This window comes from Ochrobactrum sp. Marseille-Q0166 (genome assembly GCF_014397025.1).
Lineage (GTDB): Bacteria > Pseudomonadota > Alphaproteobacteria > Rhizobiales > Rhizobiaceae > Brucella.
Map to the genome: position 1 here is coordinate 1,995,957 of NZ_JACJUO010000001.1, position 15,874 is coordinate 2,011,830.

Consider the following 15,874-nt stretch of genomic DNA (forward strand, 5'->3'; position numbering starts at 1 on the left):
TCTAATTACTAGCAAAGCACCGTTACACCGTCAAGGACTATTTTCCTATCACTGATTATTTTCCTGATATTTTTCTAGACGATGTTTACTAATTAACGTGAGTTATAGCTTATTAAGGTGATATAATTGACGGGTAAGTTTCGCTCGTCTCACAACTTTAACGGCTATAAAGTAGAGTTCATGCGTAAAAGAGCCGATGAAGATAATGACAAGAAAAAGCGTAAGCCCTTTCGGGTTTCGCGGCTCATCGGTCTTGACGCCTGGATTGACTCCGGCCTTTATAATCTGCGTTTTCATGTACGCGAATGGTGGGAAAACATCACCATCTTCTCCCGCCGTTTCCGCGTGCGCGGGTTCCGTCGCCTCGTCGTCGAGATTCTCGATGAAGGCTTTACGCTCGGCGTAATCGGTTCTGTTGTCATGCTAGCGCTTGCGCTTCCGGCGTTTGAGGAAACCAAAAAGGACTGGCGTGCGCAGGATAATTATGCCGTCACATTCCTCGACCGTTACGGTAACGAAATCGGTCAGCGCGGTATCCTTCACCGGCAGGCTGTGCCGATTGATGAACTGCCCGATCACGTCCTCAAGGCGGTGCTTGGCACCGAAGACCGCCGCTTTTTCGATCATTACGGCATCGATTTCTGGGGGCTCAGCCGTGCGCTGAGCCAGAACTTGCGCGCCAACGGCGTGGTGCAGGGCGGCTCCACGCTCACACAACAACTCGCCAAAAACCTGTTTCTTTCCAATGAACGTACGATCGAACGCAAGATCAAGGAAGCTTTCCTGGCTATCTGGCTTGAAAGCAATCTGAGCAAGAAAGAGATACTCCAGCTTTATCTCGACCGTGCCTATATGGGCGGCGGCACATTTGGCATCGCGGCAGCATCCGAGTTTTATTTTGGTAAAAACATCAAGGATGTGAGTCTCGCCGAAGCTGCCATGCTGGCAGGCCTGTTCAAGGCGCCGGCAAAGTTCGCACCCCACGTCAATCTTCCTGCCGCCCGCGCTCGCGCAAATGTCGTTCTTTCGAATATGGTCGAAAGCGGTTTCATGAGCGACGGACAGGTTGCCGTTGCACGCCGCAATCCTGCGAACATCATTGACCGCGCGAAGAGCGAAAGCCCCGACTATTTCCTCGACTGGGCCTTTGAAGAGGTGAAGAAGATCACGGGGAATGTGCCGCAACACACATTGACCGTCCGCACCACGCTCGACCGCAACATCCAGAAGGCCGCAGAAGAATCCCTCGAGTTTTATCTTCGCCAGAATGGAAAAGAGTATAACGTTTCCGAAGCGGCAACCGTTGTCATTGCCAATGATGGTTCCGTGCGTGCACTGGTGGGCGGTCGCGATTACGGCGAAAGCCAGTTTAACCGTGCAACGAAAGCACTTCGGCAAGCCGGATCATCTTTTAAACCTTATGTCTATGCAGCCGCTATGGAGAAAGGCCTGACGCCGAATACCATCGTGTCAGATGCCCCTATCAGCTGGGGCAACTGGTCACCACGCAATTATGGCCGCAGCTTTGCCGGTCGCGTGGACCTGACAACCGCTCTCGTGCGCTCGTTGAACTCCGTGCCGGTTCGGCTTGCGCGTGATCATCTGACGACCGCCCCAATCGTGGCTCTCACCAAGGCGATGGGTGTAGAATCACCCATTTCCTCCCATAAGACCATGGTGCTTGGCACATCTGAAATGACCGTGATGGATCAGGCGACAGGCTTCAACGTCTTCCCGAATGGTGGGATGGCTGGCAATCGTCATGCCTTCACGCAGATCATCTCTTCGGAAGGCAAAGTGATCTGGGATTTTTCCCGTGATGCGCCCAAACCACATCGGGCACTGTCTGAGAAAGCGGCCTTCGAGATGAATTCGATGCTGGTGCAGGTGCCTGAGCGCGGCACAGCACGACGCGCAGCATTGCCCATGACCCGCGTGGGAGGCAAGACCGGCACGACGCAGAATTATCGCGACGCCTGGTTTGTCGGATTTACCGGCAATTTCACCGCCGCCGTCTGGTTCGGCAATGATAATTTCACACCGATGAAAGATCTGACCGGTGGTGTGCTGCCTGCCATGGCCTGGCAGCGAATGATGAATTACGCCCATCAGAATATAGAGTTGAGGCCGATACCAGGCATAACGCCGGCTTTCCCAGCCCCGGCTAAGCCCGCCGAGCCAAAGCTCGCTGCGACCGGCAAGCCGGAAGAGACTATGTCAGCACCACCGCGCGTTCTCTCTCCTGTTGCAACGAAAACGCTCAAAGAGCTGAACGACGCTTTCCGCAAGGCGCCACCCGTTCCTGCGCTGCCAGCGCGCACTAAAGTATCGGTGCTTTGAGACCAGAATGCTGAAAACATTATTCAAAGTCGTTGTAGTACTCACAATCGCGCTGGGCGGCGGCATTTGGGCGACAAATTACGTTCTGGATCACTTTGAGGGTTTCGGCGAATTGCAATTAGGCGTCTGGAGCGCCTATCCCGCTGCCGGCACAATCGATGCCGACCCCTATTCAAAAGCGCGTGCAGCGCGCAAAGCCTATCTCTCGCTTGGCACAGCCGAGGGGCTTCCCTTCTATGCACGCAAAGACAGCAATGGCCACGAATTACGGCGGGGCTGCAGCTATAGCCTGAGCGGCTTCACGCCTTCTGCGCGGTTCTGGACCCTCTATCCGGCAAGTACAAATCTTCAACCAATAACGCCACGCGGTGGTTTGCAACCAGCAATCCACTCGCGCGAAATGCTTTACGCACATGATGGGAGTGTTAAAGTCACGATCAGCCAGAATGCAAGCCCAGATAACTGGCTTCCGGTTGAAGGTGCGGGCAATTTCGTACTCGTTTTGACGCTTTACGATACGCCCGCCGCAAGCTCTTCCGGTCTGGTTGATCTTGCAATGCCGCGCATTGTACCGCTCTCAAACACGGAGGCTTGCCGTGGCTAAAATCCTGCGCGTGCTTCTGCTTGGTATGATTGGGGCACTAATCGTGCATATTGCAGTTTTGCTGCTGGTCCCATTTTATTCGAGCAAAAATGCGTGGTCACATCTCGAATCACTTGGCGACGCCTATCGTTTCCATCTGCTAACAGAAGAATCGGGCCTTATCGGAGATCAAGATCCATTGATGCAGCAAGCAGCATGTCGGTTCGATCTTACCGACGGCCCTGTTCATATCAAGGCAGAGGGTAATCCGCCTTTCTGGTCGCTCTCTATCTACACACCCAATGGCGATAATCTCTATAGCCTGAATGACAATGCATCCGCCGATCGTCAACTTGACCTGATCATTGCTGATTCAATCGGCATCGCCGCACTTCGTGCGGAAGGCGTGCCGAATGATGGTCGTTCGATCATCATCGAACAGGATATGAGTGAAGGTGCAATTGTGCTGCGCAGCTTCATTCCTGATGCAAGCTGGCGACAACAGGTTCAAAACTTCTTAAATCAAGCAAGCTGTAAGACCTACGACGAGGGTTAACACACTGCAAAACGGTCTCTTTTCCACTCACGGTTAATGAGTTGCTAAGGCTTGGCAATTATTATCCGGTTTGCCGACATGCGGCAGGCCGCGTTGATAGTTTTAGCCTACCGGAGTACCTTGCGTGACAAATGATCAGTTCCGCGCCCTGGAAGAGATTTCAGGCAACCGGAACCAGTCAAAATCGAGAGCTGATGGCAGCAAAGCAGATGACCTTCTGGCCGCTGCAATAGCTGCGTTTGCCTCGCTGACACGCCCTGGAAGGCAAGATGCCCATCAGCTTGAAGACCTGGCATTTCCGCTTCTCGAGCGCGCAACCATGCGCGGCAAACGACAAGCAGCCAATGCAATTGCACAAATTGAAGATGCGCCGCGGCGTCTGGTCCTTGCTCTGGCAAATGAACCTGTCGAGATTTCTGCTCCAGTTCTGTTGCGTTCGGCCACTTTAAAGCCGCAAGACCTTCTCGATATTATCAGCAAAAATGGCCTCACACATGCCCGTGCTGTCGCACGCAGGCAGTCAGGTGATCCTTTGCTCAAAGGTGTCTTGCGAAGCTTTAACGATGCTGTGATCGATCGTCTGCTTGCTTTGCAAGAAAACCTTGCTGGCATTGAGACTGGTAAGGCAATGGCCCCATCCGAAGTATATGAAGATGGGAATTCGGCCGAAGATCATCTCCCGCAGCCATCCTTTTTCAGCCCGGGCATACTCGCTACACCGGAGCACCTGATTGATACAGCGCTTCTGATCGATGATCAGATTTTCCGTACGGCTCTCGCTGATTCGCTCGATGTCTCTTTTGATCGCGCTGATCAAATCATCGGAAAATGGCCCGGCTCACACCTGCCTATAGCCTTGCGTGCACTCGGAATGTCGGCATCAGAATGCTTCATGATTATGTCGGCAATTCTTGGCCCTGTCGCGGCTGATCGAGATGGGTTGCGCGAATTCATTCAGCTCTATCGGTCCATTGACCAGGAAAAAGCCACCATGCTGGTTCGTCGCTGGAAAGCGGAGGATATGTCGAAGGCATTGCGCAGCAAATTGCGCGAGATGGCAACGGCTACTGATGACAAGCCGCAATCCTCACGCTCCAGCCTATAAATCGTCGTTGGAAACGGAAAAAAGACCCGTCGCGTCAACAACGTCTTCCAGCTCAATCAGCCAGAGATCTGGGTCAAAGCGCGTTTCGCGCTCCATGCGCTCACGCACCTTGTCGTCATCGACACCATGCAGAACACGCAGGAATATGCGCTCGCCATCATTGTCTTCTTCATAGGACGTTTGAGGTGCTGGAGAGTAAAGATCACAAGTACCAAGCCGTGAGCTGATCTTGATGAAAATTGCGCCCGCTTCCTTTGAGCCACGCCGAGCGAGATATGCAAATCCGCCCTCGCCTTGCACTTTGCGGATCAGTGCAGAAACCCAGAAATCCGATGTCAGACGCATGGCTTACCCTGTATTAGCTGATCAGCCCAATTTCGCGCATTTTTGAAATCAGCGCGGCATCAACTTCGCCAGTCACGGGCAGTTTAAACAGTTTCTGAAACTCGCGAATGGCATCTTGGGTCGATTTTCCCGGAACCCCGTCAACACTCACCATCTCATTGCCAAACGCTTTGAGGCCAGCCTGCACACGGATGATATCCTGCGAAGAAATCTTGGCCTGAGACTGAACAGCGGCCAATTCAACGGGCTGCTTCTTCGGCTGAGGCGATTTGTTTTCCAAAGATGCGCGATCAGGCGCACGCTTTGCAGTCGATTCAACCTTCAAAACCGCCGGCTGAGGTCGTGGGGTCGGCACGGCCATATCGATAAATTTGGCGACATCATCTTCTTTGGGTGACTCGACTGCGCTTTGTGGAGCGGGCACTCCTACTTTTTTCTGTAATGCCTGCCAGCGCTCAATCGCCTCACGCGTCTGCGGACCTGTAAATCCGTCTACCGTACCCTGATAGATACCGAGCGTCAGCAAGCGTTGTTGCAGGCGGGCAATTTCAACATCGGCATTGGGAGCAAGCGCCGGCAGCATTTCATCAATCGAGCCGGTCACTTGCAAACGATCTGGCGATAGCTCGGCTGGTTCTGTCTGGGTCTGGGACAAAGCTTCAGCAGGCTTCGCGTTCGCAGTTTCTTCCTGTTTGGGTGCCGGAGCAGTTCCGGGCAGATATGCACGTGGCGTAGCCTTAAAGACAAAATCAGTGCGGGTTTTGAAGAAGACCGCATTATGCGCCTCTGGCTGATACCAGAGTGCATTGGCCGACACAAAGCCCATCACCACGGCAAAGGCAGTCCCGCCGCCAGTCAGCACAGGATTACGCACGATAAAGTTGCCGGCAAAAATCGCCAGCGCAGAAGCCGAACTGAAAAACACCTGAAGCAGGCGACGACCCAGACTAGGCCGTTTTGCGGGCTTGCGCGTCGATCCGCTTCTGGCTTTGTTCATGGGTTTCGTCTTGGTGCCACTCATTGTTCCGTTCTCCCTGGTGACGGTGCATGTCAATGACCGTGCCAAGTTTCTGTTGGTTTTCTTCTCCCAAAGAATCCTGATCAGACAGTTTTTGCGGGCCTGCAACCGGCAGATGAACAGTCACAACCGTTCCTTTGCCGACACAGCTTTTGATACTCATCGCTCCCTGATGGAGCTCTACCAATCCCCTGACCACCGAAAGGCCAAGGCCAGTTCCCTCTTGCGTGCGCGTATATTGATTGTCGGCCCGCACGAATGGCGATCCGATGCGCTGCATATCTTCAGGCTCGATGCCGATTCCAGTATCGGCAACAATGATTTCGAGCTGCGGTCGCCCATCAATGACAACACGCGATGCATCAATCGTGACGCAGCCACCGCGTTCGGTGAATTTTACCGCATTCGCCGCCAGATTAAGCAAAATCTGCTGAACCGCGCGGCGATCCGCAACCACATCACCGGTGTTTGCATTCACACGATGACAGAAAGCGAGACCCTTCTTTTCAGCCTGTGGGAGCATGACAGAAGCGCACAAATCAGCTGCGTCGCGGAAAGCAAAACTTTGCGGCTCAATGCGATAGGTTCCTGTCTCAAGCCTAGAATTATCGAGTACAGAGTTCACAAGCTCCAGCAGATAGTTCCCAGACTTATGAATAAGACCCGCATATTCACGTTGCTTTTCATTCTGCAACGGGCAACCCATCTCGTGTGAGAGCATATCTGAGAAGCCGATAATCGAATTGAGCGGTGTGCGCAGTTCATGGCTGACGGTGGCCAACAAGCGACCCTTGCCAATACGCTCTGCTTCAAGTTGGGCTTTCAACGCATTGATTTCTTCAACAAGCCGATGTTCACCCTCAAGCGAACGGCCAACCAGCGTGATTATGCCATTCGCCGCTTCTCCTTGCATACGGAATGACAGGAATACAGGATTGCCATCTTCAAGCGTGCGAAGGCGTACATCGGCAGGATGCGCTTTGCGACCGGAGCGCAGATCAGCAAGCAATGAAACATATTGCACCCGGTCAGCGACGTGTACACGATCAATGAGTGCAACGCCTTCAAGCATATTAGGTTTAACGCCGAGACATGCCGCAGATGCCGTTCCGATTTCTGAAACGATGCCTTCAGTATCGAGCGTTATCAGCAAATCGCCGGCTGCAACAACTGGCTTTTGTATAGCTTGCGGCGTCGAAATCACCACCGTTCGCACAGACGAACTGCGTGCGATCAGGCTTGTGACATAGAGGAGTGAAAGTATCAGCGACACAGGCGATATAATCGCAACCGAAAAACCGGTAACAGCCATAATAACAGCCGCTGCAGCAGCTCCTGAGAGCACGGCAAGCGGCTTACGGCTTACGAACCAAGCTTCAAGTGGAAGGGCCGCTGCCATAATGACGAGCATAATGCTGCTGCTGGTAAGCGCGGCGATTGCTGCAAGCCCAGCGCCATAAACGACAAAATTAACAGTTCCAAGGATCGCAGCTTTTACGCCCATCAGGCTGAGTGCGCAAAATATCATAGCGACGCCGGCAAAACTTGCTGCAAGCACGCAGAGCGTAGAAAAATCATTTGCAGCGCCCGAGCCATAGACAGCCGCAAAAAGCAGGACAGGCAAAAGCATGAACGAGCCGACGATGCGAATCGCCGGTGCATCTGAACGATCAGTCCAGCGCTGGCAAAAACGTTCATAAAAACGCGCAAGCGCCTGCATCTTCGTGCCTGCGTTCTTCGCTGCGTTCAAAAGAATGGCGCTCAACTTGCCTTACTCACTCAACACTCACTCGGCACATCCATCAGGGATTGGCCTGTTGATGGCAGAATGCAGATGAGGCTTTAAAGAAACGATAAAACGAGGCCACCACGAGCAGATTGATGCAAAATCTGACAGTCTGAAGGCAGAGTTTTCCCACTATGGTAAACAGAAGGTGGATAAAGGTGTGACTCTGCCAGGTACTTGCCCGCCACAATGGTTTTTGGATCTTTGATTCTGACGGTTACGGAATCTTTTCAAATTTCGTGAAGAATATTTTTGCCAATCCCGGCCATAACTTTGAAGAGCAATGATCCGTTTTCTCATAAAATCCGCAATATGGTTGTCGTTGGCATTTATGATAATGCCGCACTTTTTTCCTGCGGATGAAGAAAATGCACACGCCCCAAAGCAGCTCGATTCCACGTCAAACGCGAATCCGAACTCGGTTGATGAAATGTTTTCCAATGGAAAAACGGCGCTGGAACTCGGCAAATTCTGCGTTAATAATCCATCTCTTTGCGAGAATGGCGCATCTTTTCTATCCAGCACTGCAAGCCGCGCGATGGAACGCAGCGGCAATGTGCTCGACTATCTGAGCGATCGTTTCGGCAAAAAGCCGCCAAACGCCGCACCAGCCACAGCACAGTCCACAGTAAAACAGGAAGCTGCCAGCCAACCAAACCATTCTTTTATCTCGAAAATTCCCACCCCCACTCCGCGTGCCGAAGGACTTCGCGCACGGGACGGTTTGGTGACAGGTGCAATTCCCACTCAAAACTGACGGTTTGGGGTGACGTTGGCGCGGTTTGTCCTTATATAAATAAAGATACGAACACCCAATTTGAGCAGATAACATGACCACGACAATCGATAACATCGTTTCCGACTTCGAATTTCTCGACGATTGGGAAGATCGCTATCGCTATGTAATTGATCTTGGGAAAGAATTGCCTGCTTACCCCGATGATGCGCGCGATGCCGCACACAAGGTGCAGGGCTGTGTCAGTCAGGTTTGGCTCAAGACCATTCCGCATGAGGGAGCTGATCCGGTTATTGATTTTTTGGGTGATTCTGATGCGCATATCGTGCGCGGTCTGGTTGCCATTGTTCTTGCTTTTTATTCGGGGCGCAAAGCTTCCGAAATTGTTGCATCCGACCCAGAAGCAGTTCTCAAGAAACTCGGACTGGACGAGCATCTCACGCCGCAGCGTTCTAATGGTCTGCGCTCTATGGTCGCTCGTATCCGCCGTGATGCAGAGGCGCTCAAAGTTTCAGCTTAAAAGCTTTTCCACGGCAAGTGCAGCGGCAAGCAATTTCCTGTCAGCCCCGTTACGCGCAGTAAGCATCAGGCCAACTGGCATTCCTGGGACAGGAACCGGCAGCGTAATACTGCAAAGATCGAATTGATTGGCAATTTGCGTATTGCGCAAGAGCAGCCCTTCGACCCGATCATACTCGTCCTCATCTTTGCTCACCGAAGCAATGGCCGGCGCAACAATTGGTGTGGTTGGTGTCATCAAGAAATCAACATCAGCAAGTCGTCGATCCATTTCGGCAATCAGACGCTGCCGCGCCTGCATAAGCCTCTGGTAATCACTTTCAGAAACACTCAGACGTTTTGCGAGGGTATGTTTTACACGATCATCAACATTCGCATCCGGATCTTTCAGCCAGCTATCCGCATGAATACGGCTTGCCTCAATACCCGCAATAGAACCAATGGAAGTGGCCTTCTGTAGTTCAAGAATGAGATCATTCAACTCAAACGAAACGATCCGCGCACCCGCATCTTCAAACAGAGCAAGGCTTCGTTTAAAAGCATCATGAACGTCTGGCTCTATATCGGCCAGCAGCATGCCCTCCGGTAGCCCGATCTTTAGTCCGTCCAAACCGACGGGTTCTGGCAAGACCGGCTCCTCCCCCGCCATGACCGCATCCGCCATAACACAATCCGCAACAGTTCTGGCTATTGGTCCTATCGAATCAAGCGACGGCGCCAATGGAACAGCTCCATCAAGAGGAATACGCTTCGCGGTGGGCTTAAAACCAACCAATCCGTTTAATGCGGCAGGAATACGAATCGAGCCGCCCGTGTCAGAACCGATAGCAATTTCACTCGTGCCTTCAGCGACCGACACCGCAGCACCTGAGGACGAACCGCCTGGCACGCATTGCGGATCGATTGCATTCGCAAGAACTGGATAATGCGGATTTAACCCAACTGCCGTAAAAGCAAATTCAGTCATATGTGTTTTGCCGATGATGACGGAACCTGCAGCCCGCAGTCGTTTAACTACTGTGGCGTCTTCACTCGCATCCGAAGTCGTGTTTAACACAACAGAACCTGCGAGCGTGGGCTCACCCTTGACGTCGAAAAGGTCCTTGATTGAAACAATCCGTCCATCAAGCGGGCCAATAGGCCGTTGATCATTGCGGCGCATATCAGAAGCATCGGCCTCAGCTCGCGCGATTTGCGCATAAACTTTCATAAACACAGTCTCATGTGCTGTGCGCTTATCCAGTTCAGCTAAAACGCGTTCGAGGTTCTGTCTGCTATTGTTCATCATCGCTACAATGTCTCAATGTGGTGCTATACAAACAACTCCGTGGATGAATAAGATCACCTTGTGCGGTGAACTCTAATTTGCACCATCAATTCCTTCCAGGGTGAGCAGCAGGGCGATAATCACCAGTTCCCCAATGAAGTACGGGTGAAACACCACTTTCACTCCTACGTGGTGGATTAAAATGCCGGTGCAGCATTGCTAGGGCAGTCTTTAATAACATCTTGCCTGAGCGTACAGGCCATTGTCGCTCTCGTTCAACCAGTTCAAGCCCTTTGAGAAAGCAGCACACATCAATAAGAACACCGCTGAGTTCGGGCCCGACTGCTTCAAGTGCGCGCTCAACCCTTATACGACTTGCCAGCGCAATATCAGTTAGTTCTGCCATGCCGCACGCTCCATAATGACCAGAATTGCCTGCAGGCACATCCCATCGCGCTGAAATAGAAGGCATCATTGAGCCTCGTGTAAAATCAGAACGCAATCTTTCACCAGCCCGAAATTCATCTTCTGTGATAAAGCTCTCTCCATCAGAATTACGCAGACGATAAAGCTTCGCCAAAGGAGATTCCGATGGGTTTATTTCAATCTTTTCACCGTGTGGTAGTTCTAAAGTCTCAGTTTTAGGATGCAAATTCTTTGATTGCGACAGCGTTCTTCGGCGCTTTTTCCCTTGATTTGCAAGTGCCAGGCTCTGATTTTCACAAACCAGAACTCCAATTCTCTGCATTTCATCAATTTCAGCACGCGTAACAGCGATACTGCCCTGCTCGCCAACGAGCAACACATGCGTATCGCGCACTGAATCCTGAACTTCACAACTGCCGTACTTCAAAAAGCGGATGATGCGTAATTCAGAAGTGGAGCGCCCTTCCCTCATGCTGCTATCCTCCAAGCCGGAAATCCCGAATTTACAAATTTTTCAAGTGTCGAAACGACCGCATCGTACTCTTCGTCTTCGCGACGGTCTTCCACCAGGTGGCAGGCATACATGACTGTTGTCCGCTCTCGGCAAAAGCCGACAGCCACCTCGCTCATCACCATGCTGAAAGAAGTATGCGCAAGATACATTCCTAACTGCCGAATGTGCGCCACCTCTTTCCTTCCCCTCAATGGCGAGCGTAGTTCTGCGCTGCTGACAGCAAAATATACCGACAGAAAATCAATCAACGCATCACATATTTCAACGCTTCTTTCCCGACGTTTTCGCTCCAACACAAGACTCGGATTATCGGGTTTTAAAGTTCGCCCGTGACGCGCCGCGATTATCTTCAAAGCCTCAAGGGCTTCTGCCCGGGTATGGATGATATCCGAAAATTTCAAAGACATTCATCTTTCCTCACCGTTATAGGAATATCTTCTTATACTGAGGAATATGCAAGTGGGGATAAGTTTATTAAATAAACAGAGATTCAAGATATCCACGGCTTTTTGTAAAAATAGGAATATTATCCCCATCAAGTAAAACCAAGCCATCTTGTCGGCAGGAAAATGATCAACCGACGAAAGGCGCCAAGGTGGAAACAGCACTTTCAAAAGCCCGCAAAGAGTTTTTAGCCTTTAAAGCAGACCAGCAGACGTGTTCAATGCAACGTGTAGCATTGCAGATCATCGCCGGTGTCGACATGAATCAACTGCTAAACGCATCTACGGAAGAAAAGAAAAGTGCGTGCGGGAGATTGAACCGGCTTATCGAACGAGAACGTTTACGCGGTGTCAATGGACACTGGAGCTATGACCTCAATAGGCATATAGCACTCAAACAAGCCCTCGACAGGCTCACCGCCAAAGTGGCTGGAACACAAGAAAAATCGCAATTCTTATGACAATAAAGTATCACAAAAATGGCCCGAACCAAAAGGTTCGGACCATTTTAAATTTTACCTCGACCAATAATTCCAGTCGAAATAATATCAGAAATTTATGCGTCCTTGGGCTTACGGCCCAGACCCATTTTCTTTGCTAAACGCGAGCGTGCCGCAGCGTAATTTGGAGCAACCATCGGGTAGTTAGGATCCAGATCCCACTTTTCACGATACTGTTCAGGAGTCATGCTGTAATGGGTCATAAGATGGCGCTTCAGCGACTTGAACTTCTTGCCGTCTTCGAGACAAATAATATAGTCGTCGTGTACCGACTTCTTTGGATTTACAGCAGGTTTTGGCTTTTCGACAACGACGGGTGCTTCTTCACGGGCAACATGGCTCTTAAACGCTGAATGCACTTCCGAAATAAGAAGAGGCAACTCGCTTGCACGGATAGAATTATTTCCAACGTACGCGGCAACAACGTCTGCAGTCAGACTAAGAAGAAGCTCTGCGTTATCGTCGTAAATTTCAGGGGTTTCCATTATTTTTCCTTTTTGATTTGCTCTTTAAGTCTTGCAAACGGCGCCTTTTAAAAAGTGGATACCGCCCACTCGAATTCGTTAGCCCTGCCCAATCTGTTTGGCGTCGCAAATAACAACGAATAGTGTCATTTGCAATAGAATTGTCAAAACATATTACATCAGAACGCCTCAACTCTTCTTGACGAAACAAATAGAATGTTTCCAAATCAATGTTCTGCGTATAAACAGGACTGACCGAGCACAAAGCGTTCGATCCCCATTTCAATAACGTATTCAAAAATTTAACAGAAAAAGTAGATTTTGCATAAGACTTCTTTAATACGCAAGCCACGATTAAGCAATATTTTTCTTCATCAAGTCTTTTCATTCAAGCTTAAATAAACACAATTTGCTGTCTGCAACTATGACCAGCGAGTCTGGCAGCAAAGTGGCGGACATCAAATATATTTCATCCAAATAATCTCGCATTTCATATTTTGTACAACTATATATAACCTAACATTCAAAGCAGATAGAGAAGCCAGTGCAGACAATATCGAGTGTTTATAGAACGACTTACACCCTCTAGCGCTATCTCACCGACTTCTGATTCATACTGCAAGGCTCCATAGGCAGGAGAGAAACATGTCCAACTCTACCAATCAAACCCGCAAGCTGAAGGTTGTTAAGACCGACGCTGAATGGCGCGAACAGCTTACGCCGATCCAGTATCAGATCACGCGCCAACACGGCACAGAACGTGCTTTTTCAAGCCCGAATTTCGACAGTTCCTTACACGGAACCTATCGTTGTGTTTGCTGTGACCGACCACTCTACAAATCGGAAGCGAAATATGAGTCCGGCACCGGCTGGCCGAGCTTTTACCAGCCAATCGAGCCAGATGCCGTATCAGCATTTGAAGATCATTCTTACGGCATGAACCGTACTGAAATCCGCTGTTCGGATTGTGACGCGCATCTGGGGCACGTCTTTCCAGACGGCCCTCCGCCAACCGGCCTGCGCTATTGCATGAACGGCAATGCCTTGATCTTCGATCAGGATTAATTCTTGCGTTTCACAGTCCGGACCGTCAACACGGTTCGGATTGATTTCATTTGCCTTTTACTGGATTTTACATGCCGCACGATACCTATTTTCCTCAGCCACCAAAAGCACCAAAGCACGCCCTGAGCGACACACGCCACGGAATCACCCGTACCGATGATTATGCCTGGCTTCGCGCTGACAACTGGCAGGAAGTCTTCAAAGACCCGTCTGTCCTGGCGTCCGAAATTCGCGAACATCTGGAGGCGGAAAATGCCTATCAGACCGCTTTGATGCAGGACACCGATGCGCTTCAGAAGCAGCTTTTTGCCGAGATGCGGGGTCGCATCAAGGAAGACGATTCATCGATTCCGTCTAAGGATGGCCCCTATGCTTACGGCATGTCCTTCCGTACCGGCGGCGAGCAGCCTTACTTCATTCGAACACCACGCGACGGCGGCGATGAAACCATTCTGCTCGACGGCGACAAGGAAGCCGAAGACAAAGCCTATTTCCGCCTCGCATCTGCCGATCATTCACCTGATCACAATCGCTTGATCTGGGGCTATGACGACAAGGGATCTGAGTTTTACAAGCTCAGGATACGTGACCTCGAAAGCATGTCGGATCTCGAAGATATTCTGACAGATACCAATGGCAGCGGAAGCTGGGATGCTGGCAGCAACGGCTTTTTCTATACTTTGCTGGATGAAAATCACCGGCCGTCCAAGGTTTTCTACCATGAGATCGGCACGGTGCAGGCGCAGGACAGGCTGATCTTTGAAGAAAAGGATGCCGGTTTCTTCCTTGGCGTTGGCGGCTCGGCACTCGATGACTTTATCTTCATCGATATTCATGATCACGAGACTTCTGAATGCTGGTTGTTGCCGGCCAATGATCCATCTGCAAAACCGCAGCTGATCATGGCTCGTAAAACAGGCGTCGAATACGATATCGCGCCTGGCGGCGATGAATTCTTCATTCTGACCAATGTTGATGGCGCCAAAGATTTCAAGATCATGCGCGCACCGGCATCGGCACCGCAGCCTGAAAACTGGGAAGAGCTGGTTCCTGAAGTACCGGGCCGCCTGATCCTGTCGCATTCCGCCTATAAGCGGCATCTGGTCTGGATGGAGCGTGACAATGGCCTGCCGCGCATCGTTATCCGTGATCGCGAAACCGGCGAGCAACACGCCATCGCATTCGACGAAGAAGCCTATTCGCTCGGCCTGCATGGCAGCGCGGAATATGATACGGATGTTATTCGTTTCTCCTATTCTTCCATGACCACCCCTGAGCAGCTGTTCGATTACAACATGCGCACGCGTGAACGCGCACTGCTCAAAACGCAGGAAGTCCCATCAGGCCATAATATTGCTGATTACGTTACACGGCGCGTTCTCGCTCCGGCTGCGGATGGTGAACTCGTGCCCGTTTCGCTGATCTATCATAAGGATACAAAGCTCGACGGCTCGGCCCCTTGCCTGCTTTATGGCTATGGTTCCTACGGCATCACCATTCCGGCAAGCTTCAGCACCTCGCGCCTGTCGCTCGTGGATCGCGGATTTGTCTATGCCATCGCCCATATTCGTGGCGGCAAGGACAAGGGCTTTGCCTGGTACGAGAACGGCAAACGTGAACAGAAGACCAACACGTTTACGGATTTCATCGCAGCAGCAAAACACCTCGTAACGCAAGGTTTCACCAACCATGATCGCATTGTTGCTCATGGCGGTTCGGCAGGCGGTATGCTGATGGGCGCTATCGCCAATATGGCGCCGGAAGCCTTTGGCGGCATAATCGCGGAAGTACCGTTTGTCGATGTTCTCAACACCATGCTCGATGATACGCTGCCGCTGACACCGCCTGAATGGCCGGAATGGGGCAATCCAATCACTTCAGAAGCGGATTATCGCAATATAGCGTCCTATTCGCCTTACGATAATGTCAGGGCACAAGCCTATCCGCGAATTCTGGCAGTGGCTGGTCTGACCGACCCGCGCGTTACCTATTGGGAGCCCGCCAAGTGGGTTGCAAAACTGCGTGAGCTTAAAACAGACAATCATCCGGTTCTTTTCCGCATTAATATGGATGCAGGACATGCCGGTGCCTCGGGTCGTTTCTCCCGACTGGAAGAAGTCGCCTACACCTATGCTTTTGCGCTAAAGGCAGTCGGTAAAGCTTAATGCTCAGCAGAAGCATATTGAAAAAACTCCCGGCAATTCATT

At 51.2% G+C, this 15,874-nt stretch carries 16 protein-coding genes; 9 read left to right on the forward strand and 7 right to left on the reverse strand.

Features of this window, described 5'->3' with window-relative positions; genetic code table 11:
- The first annotated feature begins 180 nt into the window (after positions 1 to 180).
- From H5024_RS09545 to H5024_RS09560, 4 genes are all read left to right on the forward strand, one after another.
- Complete coding sequence (locus H5024_RS09545) at positions 181 to 2,340, forward strand: penicillin-binding protein 1A (protein WP_187545804.1); 2,160 nt, start codon at positions 181 to 183, stop codon at positions 2,338 to 2,340.
- Between the two features lie 7 nt (positions 2,341 to 2,347).
- Positions 2,348 to 2,944, forward strand: coding sequence for a DUF1214 domain-containing protein (locus H5024_RS09550; protein WP_187545806.1), 597 nt, complete (start codon positions 2,348 to 2,350; stop codon positions 2,942 to 2,944).
- Positions 2,937 to 3,479 (forward strand): hypothetical protein, encoded by a 543-nt coding sequence (locus H5024_RS09555; protein ID WP_187545808.1) that lies wholly within the window; start codon positions 2,937 to 2,939, stop codon positions 3,477 to 3,479. Before H5024_RS09550 ends, H5024_RS09555 begins: the two co-directional genes overlap by 8 nt.
- Before the next feature lie 124 nt (positions 3,480 to 3,603).
- The gene (locus H5024_RS09560; protein WP_187545810.1) at positions 3,604 to 4,584 is read left to right on the forward strand and encodes a DUF2336 domain-containing protein; all 981 of its coding nucleotides are present in this window, start codon (positions 3,604 to 3,606) and stop codon (positions 4,582 to 4,584) included.
- On the opposite strand, the gene H5024_RS09565 is transcribed toward H5024_RS09560, so the two are convergent.
- The 3 genes from H5024_RS09565 to H5024_RS09575 are packed head-to-tail and all read right to left on the reverse strand — an operon-like array spanning position 4,579 to position 7,667.
- A complete protein-coding gene (locus H5024_RS09565) occupies positions 4,579 to 4,929 on the reverse strand; it encodes a DUF1491 family protein (protein WP_187545812.1) in 351 nt (116 codons plus the stop codon). The genes H5024_RS09560 and H5024_RS09565 overlap by 6 nt on opposite strands.
- Positions 4,930 to 4,942: 13 nt before the next feature.
- Positions 4,943 to 5,950, reverse strand: coding sequence for a peptidoglycan-binding domain-containing protein (locus H5024_RS09570; protein WP_187545814.1), 1,008 nt, complete (start codon positions 5,948 to 5,950; stop codon positions 4,943 to 4,945).
- Positions 5,877 to 7,667, reverse strand: a complete 1,791-nt coding sequence (locus tag H5024_RS09575; RefSeq protein WP_187546746.1) for a HAMP domain-containing sensor histidine kinase — start codon at positions 7,665 to 7,667, stop codon at positions 5,877 to 5,879. Before H5024_RS09575 ends, H5024_RS09570 begins: the two co-directional genes overlap by 74 nt.
- 349 nt (positions 7,668 to 8,016) lie before the next feature.
- Here H5024_RS09575 and H5024_RS09580 point away from each other — a divergent pair, with 349 nt between their 5' ends.
- Together H5024_RS09580 and H5024_RS09585 are read left to right on the forward strand one after the other, a co-directional pair.
- Complete coding sequence (locus H5024_RS09580; RefSeq protein WP_187545816.1) at positions 8,017 to 8,490, forward strand: hypothetical protein; 474 nt, start codon at positions 8,017 to 8,019, stop codon at positions 8,488 to 8,490.
- 73 nt (positions 8,491 to 8,563) lie between these two features.
- Positions 8,564 to 8,989, forward strand: coding sequence for a SufE family protein (locus tag H5024_RS09585; protein WP_187545819.1), 426 nt, complete (start codon positions 8,564 to 8,566; stop codon positions 8,987 to 8,989).
- On the opposite strand, the gene H5024_RS09590 is transcribed toward H5024_RS09585, so the two are convergent.
- The 3 genes from H5024_RS09590 to H5024_RS09600 all read right to left on the reverse strand — a co-directional run bounded on the left by H5024_RS09590 (position 8,981) and on the right by H5024_RS09600 (position 11,596).
- Positions 8,981 to 10,273: an amidase gene (locus H5024_RS09590; RefSeq protein WP_187546748.1), complete on the reverse strand. Its 1,293-nt coding sequence runs from the start codon at positions 10,271 to 10,273 to the stop codon at positions 8,981 to 8,983. The genes H5024_RS09585 and H5024_RS09590 overlap by 9 nt on opposite strands.
- Positions 10,274 to 10,361: 88 nt before the next feature.
- Complete coding sequence (locus H5024_RS09595) at positions 10,362 to 11,153, reverse strand: DUF6456 domain-containing protein (protein WP_187545821.1); 792 nt, start codon at positions 11,151 to 11,153, stop codon at positions 10,362 to 10,364.
- Complete coding sequence (locus H5024_RS09600; protein ID WP_187546750.1) at positions 11,150 to 11,596, reverse strand: helix-turn-helix domain-containing protein; 447 nt, start codon at positions 11,594 to 11,596, stop codon at positions 11,150 to 11,152. The genes H5024_RS09595 and H5024_RS09600 overlap by 4 nt, the downstream gene beginning before the upstream one ends.
- 263 nt (positions 11,597 to 11,859) lie before the next feature.
- Between H5024_RS09600 and H5024_RS09605 the strand changes: the two genes are divergently transcribed.
- Positions 11,860 to 12,099, forward strand: a complete 240-nt coding sequence (locus H5024_RS09605; RefSeq protein WP_210309678.1) for a cytoplasmic protein — start codon at positions 11,860 to 11,862, stop codon at positions 12,097 to 12,099.
- Between the two features lie 95 nt (positions 12,100 to 12,194).
- Here H5024_RS09605 and H5024_RS09610 read toward each other — a convergent pair whose 3' ends face one another.
- Positions 12,195 to 12,623, reverse strand: coding sequence for a MucR family transcriptional regulator (locus H5024_RS09610; RefSeq protein WP_187545825.1), 429 nt, complete (start codon positions 12,621 to 12,623; stop codon positions 12,195 to 12,197).
- 624 nt (positions 12,624 to 13,247) lie between these two features.
- On the opposite strand from H5024_RS09610, the gene msrB reads away from it, so the two are divergent.
- The gene (gene msrB / locus H5024_RS09615) at positions 13,248 to 13,667 is read left to right on the forward strand and encodes a peptide-methionine (R)-S-oxide reductase MsrB (protein ID WP_187545828.1); all 420 of its coding nucleotides are present in this window, start codon (positions 13,248 to 13,250) and stop codon (positions 13,665 to 13,667) included.
- Positions 13,668 to 13,738: 71 nt separating this feature from the next.
- The gene (locus H5024_RS09620) at positions 13,739 to 15,832 is read left to right on the forward strand and encodes a S9 family peptidase (RefSeq protein WP_187545830.1); all 2,094 of its coding nucleotides are present in this window, start codon (positions 13,739 to 13,741) and stop codon (positions 15,830 to 15,832) included.
- Positions 15,833 to 15,874: the final 42 nt, after the last annotated feature.

Coding starts and splice junctions, on each gene's coding strand:
- H5024_RS09575 (WP_187546746.1), bottom strand. CDS start 7,667: ATGCAGGCGCTTGCGCGTTTTTATGAACGTTTTTGCCAGCGCTGGACT.
- H5024_RS09565 (WP_187545812.1), bottom strand. CDS start 4,929: ATGCGTCTGACATCGGATTTCTGGGTTTCTGCACTGATCCGCAAAGTG.
- H5024_RS09585 (WP_187545819.1), top strand. CDS start 8,564: ATGACCACGACAATCGATAACATCGTTTCCGACTTCGAATTTCTCGAC.
- H5024_RS09595 (WP_187545821.1), bottom strand. CDS start 11,153: ATGAGGGAAGGGCGCTCCACTTCTGAATTACGCATCATCCGCTTTTTG.
- H5024_RS09605 (WP_210309678.1), top strand. CDS start 11,860: ATGCAACGTGTAGCATTGCAGATCATCGCCGGTGTCGACATGAATCAA.
- H5024_RS09545 (WP_187545804.1), top strand. CDS start 181: ATGCGTAAAAGAGCCGATGAAGATAATGACAAGAAAAAGCGTAAGCCC.
- msrB (WP_187545828.1), top strand. CDS start 13,248: ATGTCCAACTCTACCAATCAAACCCGCAAGCTGAAGGTTGTTAAGACC.
- H5024_RS09590 (WP_187546748.1), bottom strand. CDS start 10,273: ATGAACAATAGCAGACAGAACCTCGAACGCGTTTTAGCTGAACTGGAT.
- H5024_RS09550 (WP_187545806.1), top strand. CDS start 2,348: ATGCTGAAAACATTATTCAAAGTCGTTGTAGTACTCACAATCGCGCTG.
- H5024_RS09570 (WP_187545814.1), bottom strand. CDS start 5,950: ATGAGTGGCACCAAGACGAAACCCATGAACAAAGCCAGAAGCGGATCG.
- H5024_RS09610 (WP_187545825.1), bottom strand. CDS start 12,623: ATGGAAACCCCTGAAATTTACGACGATAACGCAGAGCTTCTTCTTAGT.
- H5024_RS09620 (WP_187545830.1), top strand. CDS start 13,739: ATGCCGCACGATACCTATTTTCCTCAGCCACCAAAAGCACCAAAGCAC.
- H5024_RS09580 (WP_187545816.1), top strand. CDS start 8,017: ATGATCCGTTTTCTCATAAAATCCGCAATATGGTTGTCGTTGGCATTT.